Genomic DNA, 17926 nt, shown 5'->3' on the forward strand with positions numbered 1-17926 from the left:
TGTATGGCAGAAGACAAGAACGAGAAGAAGCGCACCCGACAGCCGAACGGCCGGTCGTCCATCTATCAGGGCAAGGACGGAAAGTGGCACGGCCGCGTCACGGTCGGCATCCGCAACGACGGAACGCCCGACCGACGCCATGTTGAACGCAAGACCCGCGCCGAGGCGACCGCCGCCGTCCGGGAGCTGGAGAAGCAGCGCGACGCGAAGACCGTACGGAAGCCAGGGAAGGCGTGGACGGTCAAGGCGTGGCTGACGCACTGGGTTGAGAACGTCGCGCCCCTCGCCGTCAACGACAACACGATGGTCGGGTACGGCGTTGCGGTCCGGAAGCACCTCATCCCCGGCTTGGGCGCTCACCGGCTCGACAGGCTCAAGCCTGAGCACATCGAGACGTTCTACGCCAAAATGCAGGCCAACGGCAGCAAGCCCGCGACCGCTCACCAGGTGCACCGGACCTTCCGCACCGCCCTCAATGAGGCCGTACGGCGCGGCCATCTCGGTAAGAACCCCGTTCAGTTGGCCAAGGCCCCGAAGACGGGGGAGTACGAGGTGGAGCCCTACAGCGTCCAAGAGGTGCAGCGGTTACTCAAGGCGGCTGACCAGCACCGCAACTCCGCACGCTGGGCTATCGCCCTTGCTCTCGGACTGCGTCAAGGGGAAGTGCTCGGTCTGAGGTGGGAGGACGTGGACCTTGACAGTGGGTTTCTGGTGGTCCGGCGCAGTCGACACCGGCCGCAGTACGCCCACGGGTGCACGGAGCCCTGCGGACGCAAGGCTGCTGGGTACTGCCCCCAGAGGCGACGAACCAACCCCGACTTGTCCACCACCAAGTCGCGCGCCGGCCGTCGTGCGGTTGGCCTTCCCGATCAGGTCGTTGACCTACTTCGTTTGCACCACAAGGCGCAGGGAGCGGAGCGAACGGAGGCCGGGAAGCGCTGGGAGGACAACGGCCTCGTCTTCCCGGATGAGTACGGCCGTAGCCCGTCCCACCGCAGGGACTGGGCGGAGTGGAAGTCCCTCCTAACAGAGGCGAAGGTCCGGGACGGGCGTTTGCACGACGCGCGCCACACGGCTGCCACGGTCCTACTCATCCTTGGCGTCCCCGAGCGAGCCGTTATGGGCCTCATGGGATGGTCGACCACCGCCATGGCCGCCCGCTACCAGCACATGGTGGATGCCGTACGCGCTGACGTTGCGAGGCAGGTTGACGGCCTTATCTGGAATTCCGTGAAGGACCGACCGGACGATGGTGACGGCGACGTCCCGGTAGTCATCCATTGAGACATAGACGGCTGGGCACCGACCTCTGCTGCCCAGCCGTCACAAACGATGACGAGGCGCGTTGCGCCGATCGCACTGGCACACACGTGTTTTGGGTCAGCGCCGTAGCCGCCTGGCTAGCCACGCGGGGAGGTGGCCGGTCGTCGGACTGGGCAATGTTGGGTCCGCGCCATCAGTGCGTGCTTGGATACGTGCGAGAGCAGCCTCGTACCCGAGGAGAGAGGCGTCTTCCACGCTCAATGCGGCTAGCGGACAGTCTCGCTCATGCTGACTTGAGTGACCGCAACTCGGACATGTGTCTCTTGGCGGCGGTGGGGCACCCATACGCATCGCTCCTCTAGCAATGGCGGCGCAGGTCGTGGCTGAACTGGCAGCCACGATGACCCTGGCTCGTTTGTCACACGCTCCCCCTGGAGAGCCGGCGGCGCCTAATACGGCGCCTTACCGATGGATAGGTGCTCCATACGACCTCTCCTGCGGCAGCACCTGCCGCTACAACAGCCGCTGTCCAACGGAAGCCCATGTCAGAGGGATTACCCGTCGTCTTCGGCGCCAGAACAAGCGATACCCCCACCCATAACATGACCAAGCCGCCGCTGTATGCTGCGTTGGCGAGGCGGCGCCAACGGTCCCATAGACGGAAGTCGGCGTCTTGCTCCTCCTGCAACAAGGTGCGGCGCTGCCTGAGTTCCTCGTCCTCCCACCAGTCGGTGATATCGGCGTGCGAGTAGAGGTACTGACGGGCATGGAATCCGAATTGCACGCAGGTGACGAACAGCAAGGCGGCTAAGGTCAGACACAGTAAGGCCTGTCCCGGCCAGCGAAACTTTTCGCTGTCTGCGCCTACGACGCCGATGGAGGCAACCGCGAAACCCGCCAGCAATGGTGCGGCGACAGTGTTGACAGTCTCAACGGCAGTTCCGTAGCCCAGTGGCGACGGCTTTCGCCACTGAGGTGATGATGGCCGTCCCGCGCTCAAACGTCCTCCCTTTGGATCTTGCCGCTTCACCAGTCCAAGAAGGGCGCCATTCTCCCCGCGCGGACTCGGCGGCCGACGCGCCGTGACCGGAAGCGCAGCCGGAACCCACTCGCCTTCGCGCCCTCGCTCGACCCACGGTCCCACGAACCGCCCAGTAGGCCCATAGGTAGTGGCCGCCGATCATGGCCACTGCCTTACTCCGTGCCCCATGATCGCGGTTTGATCGAAGGTAAACGAGACGGGAACTGAGACGGATGACCGAAAGGGCGGCACCTTCAGAGAGGTGCCGCCCTTTCGTTTTGCCTGGTCAGACAACCAGAGGCCATGGCGGGATTCGAACCCACGTAACTCGCTTTGCAGGCGAGCCCCTGAACCACTCGGGCACACGGCCGGGTCGGTGGAGGCTTTGGTCCTCCGGTCCGAACTCGATGAGATGACCGTAGGGCGGGGCGGGGGAGGGGCTCAAGGGAGACGCCGGGGCTGCAACAGGACTGCCATACGCCGTTCATGAACGGGGATTTCGCGCCGAGGTGAACGGGGCCTTCGAGGGGAGCGGCGGTCGTAGGACCAAGGTCTCAGAACCCTCCCAACCCCCCGACAGGTGTCAAACTCGGTCGAGGACCTTACTCTGTCGACCATGACCGCCCTGGAACCACGCGACACCGCTGTCGCAGACGTCGCTCCCACCCTGCCGGCCGCCGAGGGCGACGAGAGCACCGTGCTGAGCCGGTCCTATCGGGCGCTCAGCATCGGGATGGTGTCCGTCGTCCTGCTCATCGCCTTCGAGGCGACCGCCGTGGCCACCGCGATGCCGGTGGCCGCACGGGATCTGGACGGGGTGTCGCTGTACGCGTTCGCGTTCTCCGGGTACTTCACGACCAGCCTGCTGGGCATGGTGCTCGCCGGGCAGTGGTCCGACCGCAAGGGGCCGCTGGGCGCGCTGACCAGTGGAATCGCCGCCTTCGCGGCCGGGCTGGTGATGTCCGGCACGGCACAGGCGATGTGGCCGTTCATCGCGGGGCGGGCCGTGCAGGGACTGGGCGGCGGACTGGTGATCGTCGCGCTGTACGTCATCGTCGGCCGCGCCTACCCGGCCCGGCTGCGCCCGGCGATCATGGCGGCGTTCGCCGCGAGCTGGGTCGTGCCGTCGGTGGTCGGACCGCTGGCCGCCGGGGCGGTGACCGAGCAGCTCGGCTGGCGGTGGGTGTTCCTCGGGATACCCGTGCTGGTCGTCTTCCCGCTGGCGCTCGCGCTGCCGCAGATCCGGCGGCGCGCCGCGGGGCCCGTGGGAGGGGAGGCGGCGGCCTTCGACCGGCGCCGGATCCGGTTCGCCCTCGGGATCTCCCTGGGCGCCGGGCTGATCCAGTACGCCGCCCAGGACCTGCGCCCCGGCTCGCTGCTCCCGGCCGTCGTGGGCGTCGTGCTGCTCGTGCCGGCCGCCCACGGCCTGCTGCCGCACGGCACCTGGCGGGCGGCCAGGGGGCTGCCCTCGGTCGTGCTGCTGCGCGGGCTGGCGTCCGGGGCCTTCGTCGCCGCCGAGTCCTTCGTACCGCTGATGCTCGTCACCCAGCGGGGGCTGTCGCCGACGGCGGCCGGGTTCTCCCTGGCGGCGGGCGGCGTGACCTGGGCGCTGGGTTCGTGGGTGCAGTCCCGGCCGCGGATGGAGCCGTACCGGGAGCGGCTGACGACGGTCGGCATGGTGCTGGTCGTGGCCGCCATCGCCGTGGTTCCCAGCGTGCTGATCCACTCCGTGCCCGTCTGGACCGTCGCCGTCGTCTGGGCGGTCGGCTGCTTCGGGCTGGGCCCGGTGATCTCCTCCACCGGTGTGCTGCTGCTCCAGCTCTCCGCCCCCGAGGAGGCGGGTGCCAACTCCGCCGCCCTCCAGATCTCCGACGGCCTCTCCAGCGCCCTGCTGCTCGCGGCTGGCGGTGCCGCCTTCGCGGCGCTCGGCGGCGGCTCCGTCGCCGACGCCGCCGGGGCCCGCCCGGCCGCCTTCGCCGCCGTGTTCCTGCCGATGGCGGCGGTTGCCATGGCGGGAGCCTGGGTGACCACCCGGCTGCGGGAGCGCTGATGTGATCCCGCGCGTCGGCGGACGGCCGTCGGCGCGCAAAGCGTGACCTTTCTCGCCCCGGCCCGGTGGCGATCTCGCCGCCGTATCAACGGAGATGACGTACATCCTGGTCATCGGCGTGATCTCCGGCCGGGTGACGGCGCCGGGTCGATCGTGGGGACTGTGAGGTGAGTCCCAACCGGCGGTGACGCGGGCTTGTCCACGCTTATTCGAGGTCGGGGCGCCGGTAGGGTGGCCCGGTTGTCATACGTAGCCGAGCCGCATCGACCCCCACCCGGAGACCGTGACTACTGCCGCCGCCACCTCCAGCTCGTCCAGTTCGTCGCACTCGCACCACCTCTCACCGGCCTACCCGGGCCGCGCCCCCTGGGGTACCGCCAGCAAGCTGCGTGCCTGGCAGCAGGGGGCGATGGAGAAGTACGTCCAGGAGCAGCCGCGCGACTTCCTCGCCGTCGCCACCCCCGGCGCCGGCAAGACGACCTTCGCGCTGACGCTGGCCTCCTGGCTGCTGCACCACCACGTCGTGCAGCAGGTGACCGTGGTCGCGCCGACCGAGCACCTGAAGAAGCAGTGGGCGGAGGCGGCCGCGCGGATAGGGATCAAGCTGGACCCCGAGTACAGCGCGGGCCCGCTCAGCCGGGAGTACCACGGCGTCGCCGTCACGTACGCCGGTGTCGGGGTGCGGCCCATGCTGCACCGCAACCGCGTCGAGCAGCGCAAGACCCTGGTCATCCTCGACGAGATCCACCACGCCGGTGACTCCAAGTCCTGGGGCGAGGCCTGCCTGGAGGCGTTCGAGCCGGCCACCAGGCGGCTCGCGCTGACCGGTACGCCGTTCCGGTCCGACACCAACCCCATCCCCTTCGTGACGTACGAGGAGGGCAACGACGGCATCCGGCGCTCCTCGGCCGACTACACGTACGGCTACGGCAACGCGCTCGCCGACCACGTCGTGCGGCCGGTCATCTTCCTCTCCTACAGCGGCAACATGCGCTGGCGTACGAAGGCGGGCGACGAGATCGCCGCCCGGCTCGGCGAGCCGATGACCAAGGACGCCGTCTCGCAGGCTTGGCGCACCGCGCTCGACCCGCGCGGCGAGTGGATGCCCAGCGTGCTGCGCGCCGCCGACCAGCGGCTCACCGAGGTCAGGAAGGGCATCCCGGACGCGGGCGCCCTGGTGATCGCCTCCGACCAGGACTCCGCGCGCGCCTACGCCAAGCTGATCCGCGAGATCACCGGGACGAAGGCGACGCTCGTCCTGTCCGACGACACCGGCGCCTCGAAGCGGATCGACGACTTCAGCGCGAGCACCGACCGGTGGATGGTCGCCGTCCGCATGGTGTCCGAGGGCGTCGACGTGCCCCGGCTGGCGGTCGGCGTGTACGCCACCACCATCTCCACCCCGCTGTTCTTCGCCCAGGCCGTCGGGCGTTTCGTGCGCTCCCGGCGGCGCGGCGAGACCGCGTCCGTCTTCCTGCCGACCGTCCCCGACCTGCTCACCTTCGCCAACGAGATGGAGGTCGAGCGCGACCACGCCCTCGACAAGCCGAAGAAGGAGGGCGAGGAGGATCCTTACGCCGAGTCCGAGAAGGAGATGGACGAGGCGAACAAGGAGCAGGACGAGGACACCGGCGAGCAGGAGCAGTTCTCCTTCGAGGCGCTGGAGTCCGAGGCCGTCTTCGACCGGGTCCTGTACGACGGTGCCGAGTTCGGCATGCAGGCCCACCCGGGCAGCGAGGAGGAGCAGGACTACCTCGGCATCCCTGGTCTGCTGGAGCCGGACCAGGTGCAGTTGCTGCTGCAGAAGCGGCAGGCCCGGCAGATCGCGCACAGCCGCCGCAAGCCGGACGGCGAGGCCGATCTGCTCGAACTGCCCGCCGAGCGGCGGCCGGTGGTCTCCCACAAGGAGATGATGGAGCTGCGCAAGCAGCTCAACACGATGGTCAGCGCGTACGTCCACCAGAGCGGCAAGCCGCACGGGGTGATCCACACCGAGCTGCGGCGCGTGTGCGGCGGACCGGCGAGCGCCGAGGCGACGGCCGGGCAGCTGCGGCAGCGGATCGCCAAGGTGCAGGAGTGGGCCACCCGGATGCGCTGAGGCCGGCCCGCCGCGGTCGCGCCGCACGGTCGCGCCGGGTGACCGGGGCCGCCATGGCCGCGCCGGGTGACGGGCCGCGTGACGCGTGACCGTGCCGTGCCGCCGGGCCGCGTGACGGTGCCGTGTGACCGGGCCGCGTGATCAGTTCCGCGGCTGCGGGGTGCGCGGTGGAGCGCGAGCGGTGCGGTGTGCGCCGTACGTACCGGGACAAAGGCAGGTAGTCCCCACAGGCCTGTGACCGGATTCTGGACGGAGCCTTCCGCTGAGCGAACCGGCTTCGCTAATGTCCCGCTACGCACACGCCCCGTGGCAGCGCCGCCGCGGAGCGCAGCCGTGAAGCGACCGTGCCCGGACCTGCCGGGCCGTCCTGCCGATCGGCGGCCTCTGAAGCGCGTCAGGGACGGGACTCCATGACGCATCCGCCGCGAGGGGTCGCCGGCCTCACCACTTAAGGAGTGGGCGTCGTGACCGCGGAGACCTCCCAGACGCTCGACCGGGGACTGCGAGTCCTCAAGCTGTTGGCCGACACCGACCACGGGCTGACCGTCACCGAACTCTCCAACAAACTGGGCGTCAACCGGACCGTTGTGTACCGGTTGCTCGCCACCCTGGAACAGCACGCGCTCGTACGACGGGACCTGGGCGGGCGAGCCCGGGTCGGGCTGGGTGTGCTGCGGCTGGGCCGCCAGGTGCATCCGCTGGTCCGGGAGGCCGCGTTGCCGGCCCTGCGCGCGCTGGCCGAGGACATCGGCGCCACGGCGCACCTCACCCTGGTGGACGGGTCGGAGGCGCTGGCCGTGGCCGTGGTCGAGCCGACGTGGACGGACTATCACGTGGCCTACCGGGCCGGGTTCCGGCATCCGCTGGAGCGCGGGGCCGCGGGCAAGGCGATCCTCTCCGCCCGGCAGCAGACCTCGGAGGAACCGGGGTGCATCCTGACGCACGGCGAGCTGGAGGCCGGGGCGAGCGGTGCGGCCGCGCCGCTGCTGGGTGTGACCGGTGTCGAGGGCAGCGTGGGTGTCGTGATGCTCGCGGACGCGGTGCCGGAGCGGGTCGGGCCGCGCGTGGTCGACGCGGCCCGCGAGGTCGCGGAGGCGCTGCGCTGAGACCGAGGCCACAGCGCAGCGCCGAGGTGCTGTGGCGAGGTGCTGTGGCGAGGTGCTGTGGCGAGGTGCTGTGGCGAGGTGCCGTGGCGAGGTGCTGTGGCGAGGTGCCGGTCGCGGCTGTGGCGGTGTCCGGGAGGGCCGGGAGCGACCGGCCCCCGGTCCGCCGGCGCCGCCGCGTTAGATTGAACCCGTGCTCTCTCGCCTCACACGCCTCCAGGCTCTCACCGTCTGCGCCGTGCCCGTCGTGGCCCTGCTCGCCACGGCGGCCTTCGCGCCGCTGCCGTTCTCGATCGCGCAGCCGGGTATGACGGCCGACGTCCTCGGCAAGAACCAGGGCACCCCGGTGATCACCATCGCCGGTGCGCCGGTCCGCGGCACGAGCGGGCAGCTGCGGATGACGACCATCGAGGCGACGGGCCCGGACACGGACGTCTCGCTGAGCCAGGTGATCGACGGCTGGTTCGCCAAGGACCGGGCGATCATGCCGCGCGACGCGGTCTACCCGGGCGGTGGGAACACCAAGGAGATCGAGCAGCACAACACCGAGCAGATGAAGGAGTCCCAGGACGCGGCGACCGAGGCGGCGCTGGGCTATCTCCATCTGACCGACAAGAACGTGAAGGTCACGCTGAAGCTCGCCGACGTCGGCGGCCCCAGCGCGGGACTGCTGTTCTCCCTGGGGATCGTCGACAAGCTCGACGGCAACGGCAACGGCGGTGACCTCACCGGAGGCCGGGCCGTGGCCGGCACCGGGACGATCACCGCCGACGGCAAGGTCGGCGCGGTCGGCGGAGTGGCGCTGAAGACGCAGGCCGCGCGGCGGGACGGGGCGACGGTGTTCCTGGTGCCGAAGGACGAGTGCTCCGACGCCGAGTCCCAGCTGCCCGCGGGACTGCGGCTGGTTCCGGTGACCACGCTGAAGGGCGCGGTCGACGCACTGGTGGCGCTGGAGAAGGGCAAGGGCTCGGTTCCGAGCTGCTAGGTCCCTCCCGGCGGGGGAGCGGCACGCGCTCCCGCCGGTCTCAGTGGGCGAGCGCGGGCCGGGGCGGGTTGGCCAGGCGCAGCCCGACCTCGACGAGGGTCCAGCCCAGGCGGATACGGAGTTCGGCGGGGCGCTGGGCCCGGGTGGCGAGGCGGTGGGCCTCGGCCCGGTCGCGGAGGTCGGTGGCGTGGTGCGCGGCGAGCTGGGTTTCGAGGTGCATCTCGGTGTTCCTCTCAGTCCGTGCGGATGGGGAAGAGGTGCGTGTGGATCCGTACCGTCTCGGTGTCCCGGCCGTCCGTGTTGCGGCCCAACTGCCGGTATTCGTCGACCAGTTCGTGCATCTTGACGATGAGTTCGGCGGCCAGCGCGGGCGTCAGCCGTAGGGTCGCGTCGCTCATGTCGGAGCCGTCGGACCAGTCCTTGGACCAGTCGCCCCGGGTGGCGAGCCAGGAGGACAGCTCGTGGGCGTGCATGTTCGCCATCTCGTGCAGGAACGCCTCGGCCACTCCCCGTATCCCGGGGTCGGCGTCGTCGAAGTCGGTGGTGTCGAGGAACAGACCCTGGTCCACCGCCTGCCACCAGCGCTCCCGCCCCTTGCCCTGCTGCGGTGCGTCCTCGACGAAGCCGTGGGCGGCGAGCTGGCGCAGGTGGTAGCTGGTCGAGCCGCTCGACTCGCCGAACCGCTCGGCCAGTTGGGAGGCGGTCGCCGGGCCGCGCTGCCGCAGGGCCTCCAGCAGCTGCATCCGGAGCGGGTGTGCGAGCCCCCGCAGCGAACGGGCGTCGAGTTGACGCCGCTTCCGTTCCTCGTGCTCCGTCATGCGTACAAAGATAGCTCTGCAAAGAAATCCTTGCAAGGATTTCTTTGCAACTTGCTTCGCCCTGTGCGGCCGCCCGGCCGGGGCGGCCCGTGGCTCGCAGGTCAGGCCGGGTCCCGGTCCTCCGCCGCCTGTTCCACCAGCGGGATGATCCGCAGCGGAACGGCGTTCTCCATCACGATCGCGGTCGAGGCCCGGACGATCCCCTCGAAGCCGACGACCAGGTCGATGACGCGCTGGAGGTCGGCGTTGGAGCGGGCCACCAGCCGGCACAGCATGTCCCCGCCGCCGGTGGTCGTGTGCAGCTCCAGCATCTCCGGCACGGTCGCCAGGTGGGCCCGTACGTCCGCCCCCTGCCCCTGCCGGATCTGGAGGGTGGCGAACGCCGTGACGGGGTAGCCGAGGGCCGCCGGATCGACCTGGGGCCCGAACCCGCGGATGACCCCGTTCGACTGGAGCCGATCCAGGCGCGCCTGCACGGTCCCGCGCGCGACCCCCAGCCGCCGCGACATCTCCAGCACGCCGATACGCGGTTCACGGGCCAGCAGCACGATGATCCGGCCGTCCAGTCGATCGATCGCCATGCCCGCGCCTCCGTGGTGGTCATCATGTACAGAAAGTCCGCCGTCCCGGGCCTTCTGCTGCACAGATTGCCCAATGAATACGCGAACTATTGCGCACCTTGCAGGGCAGGGACAGGCTGCCGCCATGACCCAGACCACAGACCACACTCCCGACACGACCGCCCGGCAGGACGATCCCTTCCCGGTCAAGGGAATGGACGCGGTCGTCTTCGCCGTGGGCAACGCCAAGCAGGCCGCGCACTACTACTCCAGCGCCTTCGGCATGCGCCGGGTGGCCTACTCCGGACCGGAGACCGGCAACCGCGAGACCGCGAGCTACGTCCTGGAGAACGGTTCGGCCCGCTTCGTCCTCACCTCCGTGATCAAGCCCACCACCGCCTGGGGTCACTTCCTGGCCCAGCACGTGGCCGAGCACGGCGACGGCGTCGTCGACCTCGCCATCGAGGTCCCGGACGCCCGCCGCGCGTACGCCTACGCGATCGAGCACGGCGCCCGCTCGGTCGCCGAGCCCTACGAGCTCAAGGACGAGCACGGCACGGTGGTCCTGGCCGCGATCGCGACGTACGGCGAGACCCGCCACACGCTCGTGGACCGCTCCGGCTACGACGGCCCCTACCTGCCCGGTTTCGTGACCGCGGGCCCGATCGTCGAGCCGCCCGCCCAGCGCACCTTCCAGGCCGTCGACCACTGCGTCGGCAACGTCGAGCTCGGCCGGATGAACGAGTGGGTCGGCTTCTACAACAAGGTCATGGGCTTCACGAACATGAAGGAGTTCGTGGGCGACGACATCGCGACCGAGTACAGCGCGCTGATGTCGAAGGTCGTCGCCGACGGCACGCTCAAGGTCAAGTTCCCGATCAACGAGCCCGCCGTCGCCAAGAAGAAGTCCCAGATCGACGAGTACCTGGAGTTCTACGGCGGCGCCGGCGTCCAGCACATCGCGCTCAACACGAACGACATCGTGCGCACCGTACGGACGATGCGCGCGGCTGGCGTGGAGTTCCTGGACACCCCCGACTCCTACTACGACACCCTCGGCGAGTGGGTCGGCGACACCCGCGTCCCCGTGGAGACCCTGCGCGAGCTGAAGATCCTCGCCGACCGCGACGAGGACGGCTACCTGCTCCAGATCTTCACCAAGCCGGTCCAGGACCGTCCGACGGTCTTCTTCGAGATGATCGAGCGGCACGGCTCGATGGGCTTCGGCAAGGGCAACTTCAAGGCCCTGTTCGAGGCGATCGAGCGCGAGCAGGAGAAGCGCGGCAACCTGTGACTGCCCGCTTCGACCGCACGTGAGGACGGGCCGACCGGCACCCGGTCGGCCCGTCGGCTGCGCCGCCCCCCGGCCGCCCGCCCGCACCCCTCACACCGCCCGCCCCCTACCTCTTGCTCCCCGGCCCCTTCACGTCCGGCGGCAGACTCCCGTCCGGTTCGCCCAGCTTTGCCAGCGCCGCCCGCGCGGCCGGCGCGCCCAGCAGCGAGAAGTCCGGATTGATCCGCAGCGCGTCCTCGAGATGCCGGCGCGCGGAAGCCTTCCGGTCCAGATGCTGCTCGATCACCCCCCGGTGATACGCGTACAGGGCACTGCGCACCCCGCCCCCGTGGACCTTGTCCGTCGCGGTCCCGGCGAACTTCAGCGCCTCCTCGTCCTCCCCGGTCCGGTGCAGCGCCCACCCCAGCGCGTCGGCCACCGCGATACCCGGCTGCCGCCGCCACTCGGCGCGCAACCGCCGCACCGCGGTGTCCGGATCGCCGTGGTCCGCCTCGAACAGCCCGAGCACCAGCTCCTCGTCCGCCCCACCCACGGCCGCGGCGCCGACCCGCGCCCGCACCAGGTCGTACTGCTTCTGCGCCTTCTGTGCGAGGCCCAGCGACTCGTACAGCTCGCCCAGCTCCAGCGCGTACTGCGGCAGCGGCTGCCCGGCCAGCGCCGCCCGGTAGGCGGCCACCGCCTCCGTCGTCCGCCCCAGCGCCGCCAGCACCCGCCCCCGCCCGGCCAGCGCGGCCCACTGGTCGTGGTCCAGCCGTACCGCTTCCTCGAAGCGCCGCAGTGCCTCCGCCGTGTCCCCGCGCTCCCACGCCAGCTGCCCGGCCTGCTCCTGGTACGCCGCCTGCTCCGCCGGGCTTTGCGCGCCCGCCGCCGCGTCGGTGAGCGTGGCCGCCGCGTCCTCGCGCCAGCCCCGGTCCCGGTAGACCGCGGCGGCCTCGGCCAGCGTGGCCGGCCCCTTGTGCAGCGCCATCAGCCGGTCGAGGGTGCTGCGGGCCTTCTTGTAGTCGCCGAGCCCGGTGTACGCGTCGATCAGCAGCGGATACGTCGTCCACCGCTTCGGCTCCTGCTTCAGCGCCGTCTCGCCCCACTTGCGCGCGGCCGGGAAGTCACGGCGCGCGTTCGCCAGCGCCGCAAGGCCGTCCAGCGCCTCCGTGTTGCCCTTGGGCAGCGTGCTCAGCGAGGTGCGCAGCGCCTTCTCGGCCAGCGGGTAGAAGGCGACCTCCGCCGTCCGCCGTCCCCGCTGCACATAGGCGGCCCCGAGCACCGCCCAGGACGCGCCGTCCTTCGGGTGGGCCCGCAGATACGTCTCGCGCTGCCCGATCAGCGCCGTCAGATCGGGCAGCGCCGCCGGCGCCCCGCTCCTGACCGCGGCCAGCGCCCGCGCCCCGTACGCCTGGGCCCCGAGCGCCGGAGCAGGGTGCACCACGGCCGGCCGCCGCGTCGTCGTCGCCGTCGGCAGCAGCAGCAACGTCGCGCCCAGCGTGGTGCACACCACGGCCGCGACGAGCAGCAGCCGCCGGACGACACGCCCGGCGGAACCCGGCAGTCGGGACGAGGTCACGGAAGTCGGTGGTTTTCCGTCCATGGCGCTCACTGTGCGGGAGCGCGGCGACCACATCGCGGCAGCCGAAGGGAGCCGCGGACGGGGTTCACACCGATGGCCGCGAGTGCGAACCTGTGATCATGAGCCGTATCGAAGCGCCTCGTGACGAAGCGACCGGAAACCCGACCGGAAACCTCCTCGACCGTCTTCGGGACGGCCTGCCCGCCGACGCGGTCCTCACCGACCCCGACGTCACCGCCTCGTACGCCAACGACATGGCCAGCTTCTGCCCGGCCGGCGTCCCGGCCGCGGTCGTGCTCCCGCGTACCGTCGAGCAGGTCCAGCACGTCATGCGGGTCGCCACCGAACTGCGGGTGCCCGTCGTCCCGCAGGGCGCCCGCACCGGCCTGTCCGGCGGTGCCAACACCTCCGAGGGCTGTATCGCGCTGTCGCTGACGAGGATGGACCGGATCCTGGAGATCAGCCCGGTCGACCGGATCGCCGTGGTCGAGCCGGGCGTCGTCAACGCCGTCCTGTCCCGGGCGGTCGACGAGCACGGGCTGTACTACCCGCCCGACCCCTCCAGCTGGGAGACCTGCACGATCGGCGGCAACATCGGCACCGCCTCCGGCGGCCTGTGCTGCGTGAAGTACGGGGTCACGGCCGAGTACGTCCTCGGTCTGGACGTGGTGCTGGCCGACGGCCGGCTGATGTCCACCGGCCGCCGCACCGCCAAGGGCGTCGCCGGGTACGACCTGACCCGGCTGTTCGTCGGCTCCGAGGGCTCGCTCGGCATCGTCGTACGGGCCGTGCTGGCGCTCCGGCCGAAGCCGCCGCAGCAGCTGGTGCTGGCCGCCGAGTTCGCCTCCGCCGCCGCCGCGTGCGACGCGGTGTGCGAGATCATGGCCGGGGGCCATGTGCCGTCCCTCCTCGAACTCATGGACCGTACGACGGTGAAGGCCGTCAACGACCTCGCCCACATGGGCCTGCCGGAGACCACCGAGGCGCTGCTCCTGGCCGCCTTCGACACGCCCGACCCGGCCGCCGACCTCGCGGCCGTCGCCGCCCTGTGCGAGGCGGCCGGTGCCACCCAGGTCGTACCGGCCGACGACGCCGCCGAGTCCGAACTGCTGCTCCAGGCCCGCCGGATGTCGCTGGTCGCGCTGGAGGCGGTCAAGGGCACGACGATGATCGACGACGTGTGCGTGCCGCGCTCACGGCTCGGCGAGATGCTGGAGGGGGTCGAGCGGATCGCCGAGAAGTACCGGCTGACCATCGGCGTCTGCGCGCACGCGGGCGACGGCAACACCCATCCGACGGTCTGCTTCGACGCCCTGGATCCCGACGAGTCCGCGCGGGCCCGCGAGTCCTTCGACGAGATCATGGCGCTCGGCCTGGAGCTCGGCGGCACCATCACCGGCGAGCACGGCGTGGGCGTGCTGAAGAAGGAGTGGCTGGCGCGTGAACTCGGGCCGGTGGGACTGGAGATGCAGCGGGCCGTCAAGCAGGTCTTCGACCCGCTGGGCATCCTGAACCCGGGCAAGCTGTTCTGACCCCTCTCGCGGCTCCCCTCCCGCCGGGACCTCGCGCCTCACTCCCCGTCCTGGGACTCGTCCGACGGCCACGGGTCGCGCAGCCACAGCTCGTCCACGGGCGTCGGGGTGAGGAGTTCGGCCAGGCCGTCGTCCAGCCCGAGCTGTTCGCCCTCCGTCCCCGGCGGCACCAGCCGCAGCGTGCGCTCCAGCCAGGCCGACACCTGCGCCGCCGGGGCCTCCAGCAGCGCGTCCCCCTCCGGCGCGCTGAGCGCGATCAGCACCACGCCCCGGCCCGCGACCTTCGTCGGCCACACCCGCACGTCCCCGTGTCCGCACGGCCGGAACACCCCCTCCACCAGCAGCTCACGGGCGAAGGTCCAGTGCACGGGGTGCTCGGAATGGATGTGGAAGCCGATGTGGACGGCGTACGGATCGGCTCCGCGGTAGGTGAGCCGGGCCGGGACGGGGATGCTGTGCTCCGGCGACAGGATGAGCGTGAGCTCCAGCTCGCGCTCGACCACGGTCTCCTTCATGGCGCTGCGTTCCTCTCTCGTCTCTCGTGCGGGGGCCGCCGGGATGGGCCCGCCCGGGTGAGAGAGGCACGGGAGGCAACCATTACGCGGGTTCGCGGAACTTTTCTCCGGCACTTCCTTCCGAGCGTGTGAAGCAGATGCACGAGGTTGCCCGGAAAGAGGTGGGTCGGGCGGGAGTGGCGGTGCGGATTGCGCTCGTCTGATAGATGTGGAGGCCCTCATTTGACCTCCGAGCAGATACGGGACGACGGACATGAGCGCCCCAACCCCGGCATCCGGTGACGACAGGCCCCGCGAGGGCTACTACCCGGACCCGTCCATTCCTGGCTATGTCCGGTACTGGAACGGTGCCTCCTGGGTACCGGGCACCAGCCGTCCGGCCCCGTCCGACGGAGCGCCGCTCGTCCCGCCGGCCGCCGCCCCGCAGCAGCCCGCGCCCGCGCCGGTCGAGGAGACCGGCCCGCACTTCTTCGACGAGGACCCGCAGCCGCGTCCGGTCACCCCGGCCGAAGCCCAGCACGGCAGCCGTCCCGAGCCCGCGTCCGCCTGGGGCGCCGACCCCTCCCGACAGTCCGGTTTCGGCGCCGGCCAGGACCGCCGGGTCTCCTGGGGCACCGCGCAGGGCGCCGACCCCCGGGTCCCCGCGTCCGACGGCCACCCGTCCGGTGCGGACGGTACGGCGACGCCCGCCGCGGCCGCGGACCCCGGTGAGCGCGCCGTCGACGACTCGTTCGTCCTGCGTCGGCCGACGGCCGGGCCCGCGGCGACGCCGGGCACCCCGGCCGGCCCGGCCCCCGGCGACGTCTCGCGTCCCGGCGGCCCCGGCGGGGACGACGGCACCATGACCTTCCGGCCCGTACCCCCGCGCGCGGAGCAGCAGGACGGCGCACCGGGGGCGGGCCCGCAGGGGCCCGTCGGGGCGCCCGCGGGCGGCGCCGCCGCACGACCCGGCTTCGGGGCCGGGAAGGCCGCGGCGGCCCGTGCGGGGGCCGCCCAGGCGCCCGGACGCACCCCCGCGGAGGCTCCCGCGGCCGCCGGTGTCCCCCCGCAGGCCGCACCGCTCGGCCGGCCCGCCCCGGCCCCCGCCGCTGCCGCCGCTGGCGGCCTGCCGATGACGCCGATGGGCGGCGGGGCGGGCGGCGGACAGCCCTCCTGGGCGCAGCAGGTGCACCGGCTGGCGGGCGCGCAGGACGGCGGGCCCGTGGCGCCCTGGAAGCCGCCGGTCGAGGACGTGTTCCAGGCGGCCGCCCGGCGTCAGGCGGCGGCCCGGCCCGCGGGGCTCGGCAAGCGGTTCGCCGCCCGGTTCGTCGACACCCTGGTCCTCGCGGCGGTCACCGCCGTCGCAGCGGTCCCGCTCGGCACGAAGGCGGTCGACCACATCGACGAGAAGATCGACGCGGCCAAGCTGTCCGGCCGGACCGTCACGGTCTGGCTGCTCGACGGCACGACGTCGGTGTACCTCGGGATCGTCCTCGCCGTCCTGCTCGGCTTCGGCGTCCTCTACGAGGTACTGCCCACCGCCCGTTGGGGCCGCACGCTGGGCAAGAAGCTGCTCGGTCTCGAGGTACGGGACATCGAGGGCCACGAGCCCCCGGCCTTCGGCGCGGCCCTGCGCCGCTGGCTCGTCTACAGCGTTCCCGGGCTGCTCGGCTTCGGCGTCGTGGGTGTCCTGTGGTGCCTGTTCGACCGCCCGTGGCACCAGTGCTGGCACGACAAGGCGGCCCACACCTTCGTGGCGGACTGACCACGACGGTCCGTACTCCGGACGGCCGCTCGCCGGATGCGGAACCGGGCGGTTCGAGGTCGACTCGGGCCATGAGCAGCGAACCGCCCCCCGGCTCCGGACCGCAGCCACCGGACGACGACCCGTTCAGAAAGCAGCCCCCGCCCGGGCCGGGCGCCGGTTCGCCGTACGACGCGCCCCAGGGCGGCCCGCAGACCCCGCCGCCGGGCGGTCAGCCGCCGCCGGGCGGGGGGTGGCCCCAGGGCGGCGGTGGCCCCCACGACGGTGGTCAGCCGCCCCCCGGCGGCGGTGGTCCGTACGGCGGCGGTCCCTACGGCGGTCAGCCCCCGCCCCCCGGCGGCGGTCCCTACGGCGGTGACCCGTACGGCGGCGGAGGTCCCTACGGCGGCGGCCCGTACCCGGCCGACCCGCTGGCCGGCATGCCCCCGCTCGCGGACAGCGGCAGGCGCACCCTGGCCCGGATCATCGACATGATCCTCGTCGGCATCGTCGTCTGGCTGGTCACCTGGCCCATCGGGGTCCACGAGTTCGGGATGGACGCCGACCGGATCTCCTACGGCAGGTCCTTCACCCAGTCGCTCATCGCCGCCGTGCTCTACATCGCCTACGACACCTTCCTGATCAGCAGGTCGGGGCAGACCCTCGGCAAGAAGTGGCTGGGCATGCGGGTGGCGGACCTCTCCGACGGCGCGACGCCCTCCACCCAGACCTCGCTGGTGCGCGCGGCGGTGCTGTGGATCCCGTTCGCCTTCTGCTGCGCCTGCATCTGGACGGCCATCGCGGGCGGCTGGAGCTTCTTCGACCGGCCCTACAAGCAGGGGCTGCACGACAAGGCGGCCAAGACGGTGGTGGTCAGCACCGGTTGACCCAGGACGACAGGACGGCGGGCCCGCGTTTGCGCGGGCCCGCCGTCCTGTCGTCCTGGGGTGGCTCCTGTGTCAACCGGCCGTCGGCACCCGCTCCTCGACCGCCTCGACGGCCGCGACGGTCTGAACGCCGTGGGCGGTCTCGACGAGTTCGGGCGAGACCGGGGCTCCGGCGTCCGCGTGCGTCCCGGCCGAGGCGGCGCGTGACTTCGGCAGCGGGACCGTCATCGAGACCAGGAGCCCCAGCGCGAGTGCCGCGAGGGCGATGACCGCGATCCCCAGGCCCGAACTCGTCTGTGACAGCAGCAGCATGGCGAGCGTCGAGAAGATCACGGTGGAGGAACCGTAGGCGAGCTGTGCGGCAGTCGGACGAGGCATGGCAATCGTGTCCTCGGATGAGAAAGTGGGGTCAGAGGGGTAGCGGCCTGGCATTCCGCCGACTTCCTGGCCTTCCGCCAGTCGACTCTAATCGGCTGCATGCCCGAGCGGAACGAACGGTAAGCGTGACCTAACCGA

The 17926-nt window shown here is 71.5% G+C and carries 15 protein-coding genes and 1 tRNA gene; 9 read left to right on the top strand and 7 right to left on the bottom strand.

Annotated elements, in window-relative coordinates:
* Positions 1 to 3 precede the first annotated feature (3 nt).
* Complete coding sequence (locus ACZ7OY_RS00525; protein WP_471909360.1) at positions 4 to 1284, top strand: tyrosine-type recombinase/integrase; 1281 nt, start codon at positions 4 to 6, stop codon at positions 1282 to 1284.
* 1298 nt (positions 1285 to 2582) lie between these two features.
* Here ACZ7OY_RS00525 and ACZ7OY_RS00530 read toward each other — a convergent pair.
* Positions 2583 to 2654: transfer RNA gene (locus ACZ7OY_RS00530), tRNA-Cys, on the bottom strand.
* Positions 2655 to 2900: 246 nt separating this feature from the next.
* Between ACZ7OY_RS00530 and ACZ7OY_RS00535 the strand changes: the two genes are divergently transcribed.
* The 4 genes from ACZ7OY_RS00535 to ACZ7OY_RS00550 all read left to right on the top strand — a co-directional run bounded on the left by ACZ7OY_RS00535 (position 2901) and on the right by ACZ7OY_RS00550 (position 8520).
* Complete coding sequence (locus ACZ7OY_RS00535; RefSeq protein ID WP_471909361.1) at positions 2901 to 4334, top strand: MFS transporter; 1434 nt, start codon at positions 2901 to 2903, stop codon at positions 4332 to 4334.
* A gap of 283 nt (positions 4335 to 4617) precedes the next feature.
* On the top strand, positions 4618 to 6432 hold the full coding sequence (locus ACZ7OY_RS00540) for a DEAD/DEAH box helicase (protein ID WP_471909362.1): 1815 nt from the start codon (positions 4618 to 4620) through the stop codon (positions 6430 to 6432).
* Between the two features lie 464 nt (positions 6433 to 6896).
* Positions 6897 to 7538: a helix-turn-helix domain-containing protein gene (locus ACZ7OY_RS00545; RefSeq protein ID WP_162469917.1), complete on the top strand. Its 642-nt coding sequence runs from the start codon at positions 6897 to 6899 to the stop codon at positions 7536 to 7538.
* A gap of 190 nt (positions 7539 to 7728) precedes the next feature.
* Positions 7729 to 8520, top strand: coding sequence for a S16 family serine protease (locus tag ACZ7OY_RS00550; protein ID WP_471909363.1), 792 nt, complete (start codon positions 7729 to 7731; stop codon positions 8518 to 8520).
* Between the two features lie 40 nt (positions 8521 to 8560).
* On the opposite strand, the gene ACZ7OY_RS00555 is transcribed toward ACZ7OY_RS00550, so the two are convergent.
* The 3 genes from ACZ7OY_RS00555 to ACZ7OY_RS00565 form a co-directional block, all read right to left on the bottom strand.
* Positions 8561 to 8740 (bottom strand): hypothetical protein, encoded by a 180-nt coding sequence (locus ACZ7OY_RS00555; RefSeq protein WP_471909364.1) that lies wholly within the window; start codon positions 8738 to 8740, stop codon positions 8561 to 8563.
* A gap of 13 nt (positions 8741 to 8753) precedes the next feature.
* On the bottom strand, positions 8754 to 9338 hold the full coding sequence (locus tag ACZ7OY_RS00560; protein WP_471909365.1) for an ArsR/SmtB family transcription factor: 585 nt from the start codon (positions 9336 to 9338) through the stop codon (positions 8754 to 8756).
* Between the two features lie 101 nt (positions 9339 to 9439).
* A complete protein-coding gene (locus ACZ7OY_RS00565) occupies positions 9440 to 9919 on the bottom strand; it encodes an Lrp/AsnC family transcriptional regulator (RefSeq protein ID WP_351615892.1) in 480 nt (159 codons plus the stop codon).
* A gap of 124 nt (positions 9920 to 10043) precedes the next feature.
* Between ACZ7OY_RS00565 and hppD the strand changes: the two genes are divergently transcribed.
* On the top strand, positions 10044 to 11192 hold the full coding sequence (gene hppD / locus ACZ7OY_RS00570; RefSeq protein WP_471909366.1) for a 4-hydroxyphenylpyruvate dioxygenase: 1149 nt from the start codon (positions 10044 to 10046) through the stop codon (positions 11190 to 11192).
* Positions 11193 to 11298: 106 nt separating this feature from the next.
* Here the strand turns inward: hppD and ACZ7OY_RS00575 are convergent, their stop codons facing one another.
* A complete protein-coding gene (locus ACZ7OY_RS00575; RefSeq protein WP_471909367.1) occupies positions 11299 to 12774 on the bottom strand; it encodes a tetratricopeptide repeat protein in 1476 nt (491 codons plus the stop codon).
* A gap of 92 nt (positions 12775 to 12866) precedes the next feature.
* Here ACZ7OY_RS00575 and ACZ7OY_RS00580 point away from each other — a divergent pair, with 92 nt between their 5' ends.
* Complete coding sequence (locus tag ACZ7OY_RS00580) at positions 12867 to 14285, top strand: FAD-binding oxidoreductase (RefSeq protein WP_471909368.1); 1419 nt, start codon at positions 12867 to 12869, stop codon at positions 14283 to 14285.
* Positions 14286 to 14323: 38 nt separating this feature from the next.
* Here the strand turns inward: ACZ7OY_RS00580 and ACZ7OY_RS00585 are convergent, their stop codons facing one another.
* The gene (locus ACZ7OY_RS00585; protein ID WP_384734003.1) at positions 14324 to 14800 is read right to left on the bottom strand and encodes an SsgA family sporulation/cell division regulator; all 477 of its coding nucleotides are present in this window, start codon (positions 14798 to 14800) and stop codon (positions 14324 to 14326) included.
* 253 nt (positions 14801 to 15053) lie between these two features.
* Between ACZ7OY_RS00585 and ACZ7OY_RS00590 the strand changes: the two genes are divergently transcribed.
* Together ACZ7OY_RS00590 and ACZ7OY_RS00595 are read left to right on the top strand one after the other, a co-directional pair.
* Entirely contained in the window at positions 15054 to 16544 is a 1491-nt protein-coding gene (locus ACZ7OY_RS00590; protein WP_471909369.1) for an RDD family protein, read from the top strand.
* 71 nt (positions 16545 to 16615) lie between these two features.
* Complete coding sequence (locus ACZ7OY_RS00595; protein WP_471909370.1) at positions 16616 to 17410, top strand: RDD family protein; 795 nt, start codon at positions 16616 to 16618, stop codon at positions 17408 to 17410.
* A gap of 72 nt (positions 17411 to 17482) precedes the next feature.
* Here the strand turns inward: ACZ7OY_RS00595 and ACZ7OY_RS00600 are convergent, their stop codons facing one another.
* Positions 17483 to 17788: a hypothetical protein gene (locus tag ACZ7OY_RS00600; RefSeq protein ID WP_471909371.1), complete on the bottom strand. Its 306-nt coding sequence runs from the start codon at positions 17786 to 17788 to the stop codon at positions 17483 to 17485.
* Positions 17789 to 17926: the final 138 nt, after the last annotated feature.

The sequence above is a fragment of the Streptomyces sp. NPDC107559 genome, assembly GCF_055657365.1.

Coding starts and splice junctions, on each gene's coding strand:
- ACZ7OY_RS00535 (WP_471909361.1), top strand. CDS start 2,901: ATGACCGCCCTGGAACCACGCGACACCGCTGTCGCAGACGTCGCTCCC.
- ACZ7OY_RS00585 (WP_384734003.1), bottom strand. CDS start 14,800: ATGAAGGAGACCGTGGTCGAGCGCGAGCTGGAGCTCACGCTCATCCTG.
- ACZ7OY_RS00555 (WP_471909364.1), bottom strand. CDS start 8,740: ATGCACCTCGAAACCCAGCTCGCCGCGCACCACGCCACCGACCTCCGC.
- ACZ7OY_RS00595 (WP_471909370.1), top strand. CDS start 16,616: ATGAGCAGCGAACCGCCCCCCGGCTCCGGACCGCAGCCACCGGACGAC.
- ACZ7OY_RS00525 (WP_471909360.1), top strand. CDS start 4: ATGGCAGAAGACAAGAACGAGAAGAAGCGCACCCGACAGCCGAACGGC.
- ACZ7OY_RS00600 (WP_471909371.1), bottom strand. CDS start 17,788: ATGCCTCGTCCGACTGCCGCACAGCTCGCCTACGGTTCCTCCACCGTG.
- ACZ7OY_RS00575 (WP_471909367.1), bottom strand. CDS start 12,774: ATGGACGGAAAACCACCGACTTCCGTGACCTCGTCCCGACTGCCGGGT.
- ACZ7OY_RS00560 (WP_471909365.1), bottom strand. CDS start 9,338: ATGACGGAGCACGAGGAACGGAAGCGGCGTCAACTCGACGCCCGTTCG.
- ACZ7OY_RS00590 (WP_471909369.1), top strand. CDS start 15,054: ATGAGCGCCCCAACCCCGGCATCCGGTGACGACAGGCCCCGCGAGGGC.
- ACZ7OY_RS00565 (WP_351615892.1), bottom strand. CDS start 9,919: ATGGCGATCGATCGACTGGACGGCCGGATCATCGTGCTGCTGGCCCGT.
- hppD (WP_471909366.1), top strand. CDS start 10,044: ATGACCCAGACCACAGACCACACTCCCGACACGACCGCCCGGCAGGAC.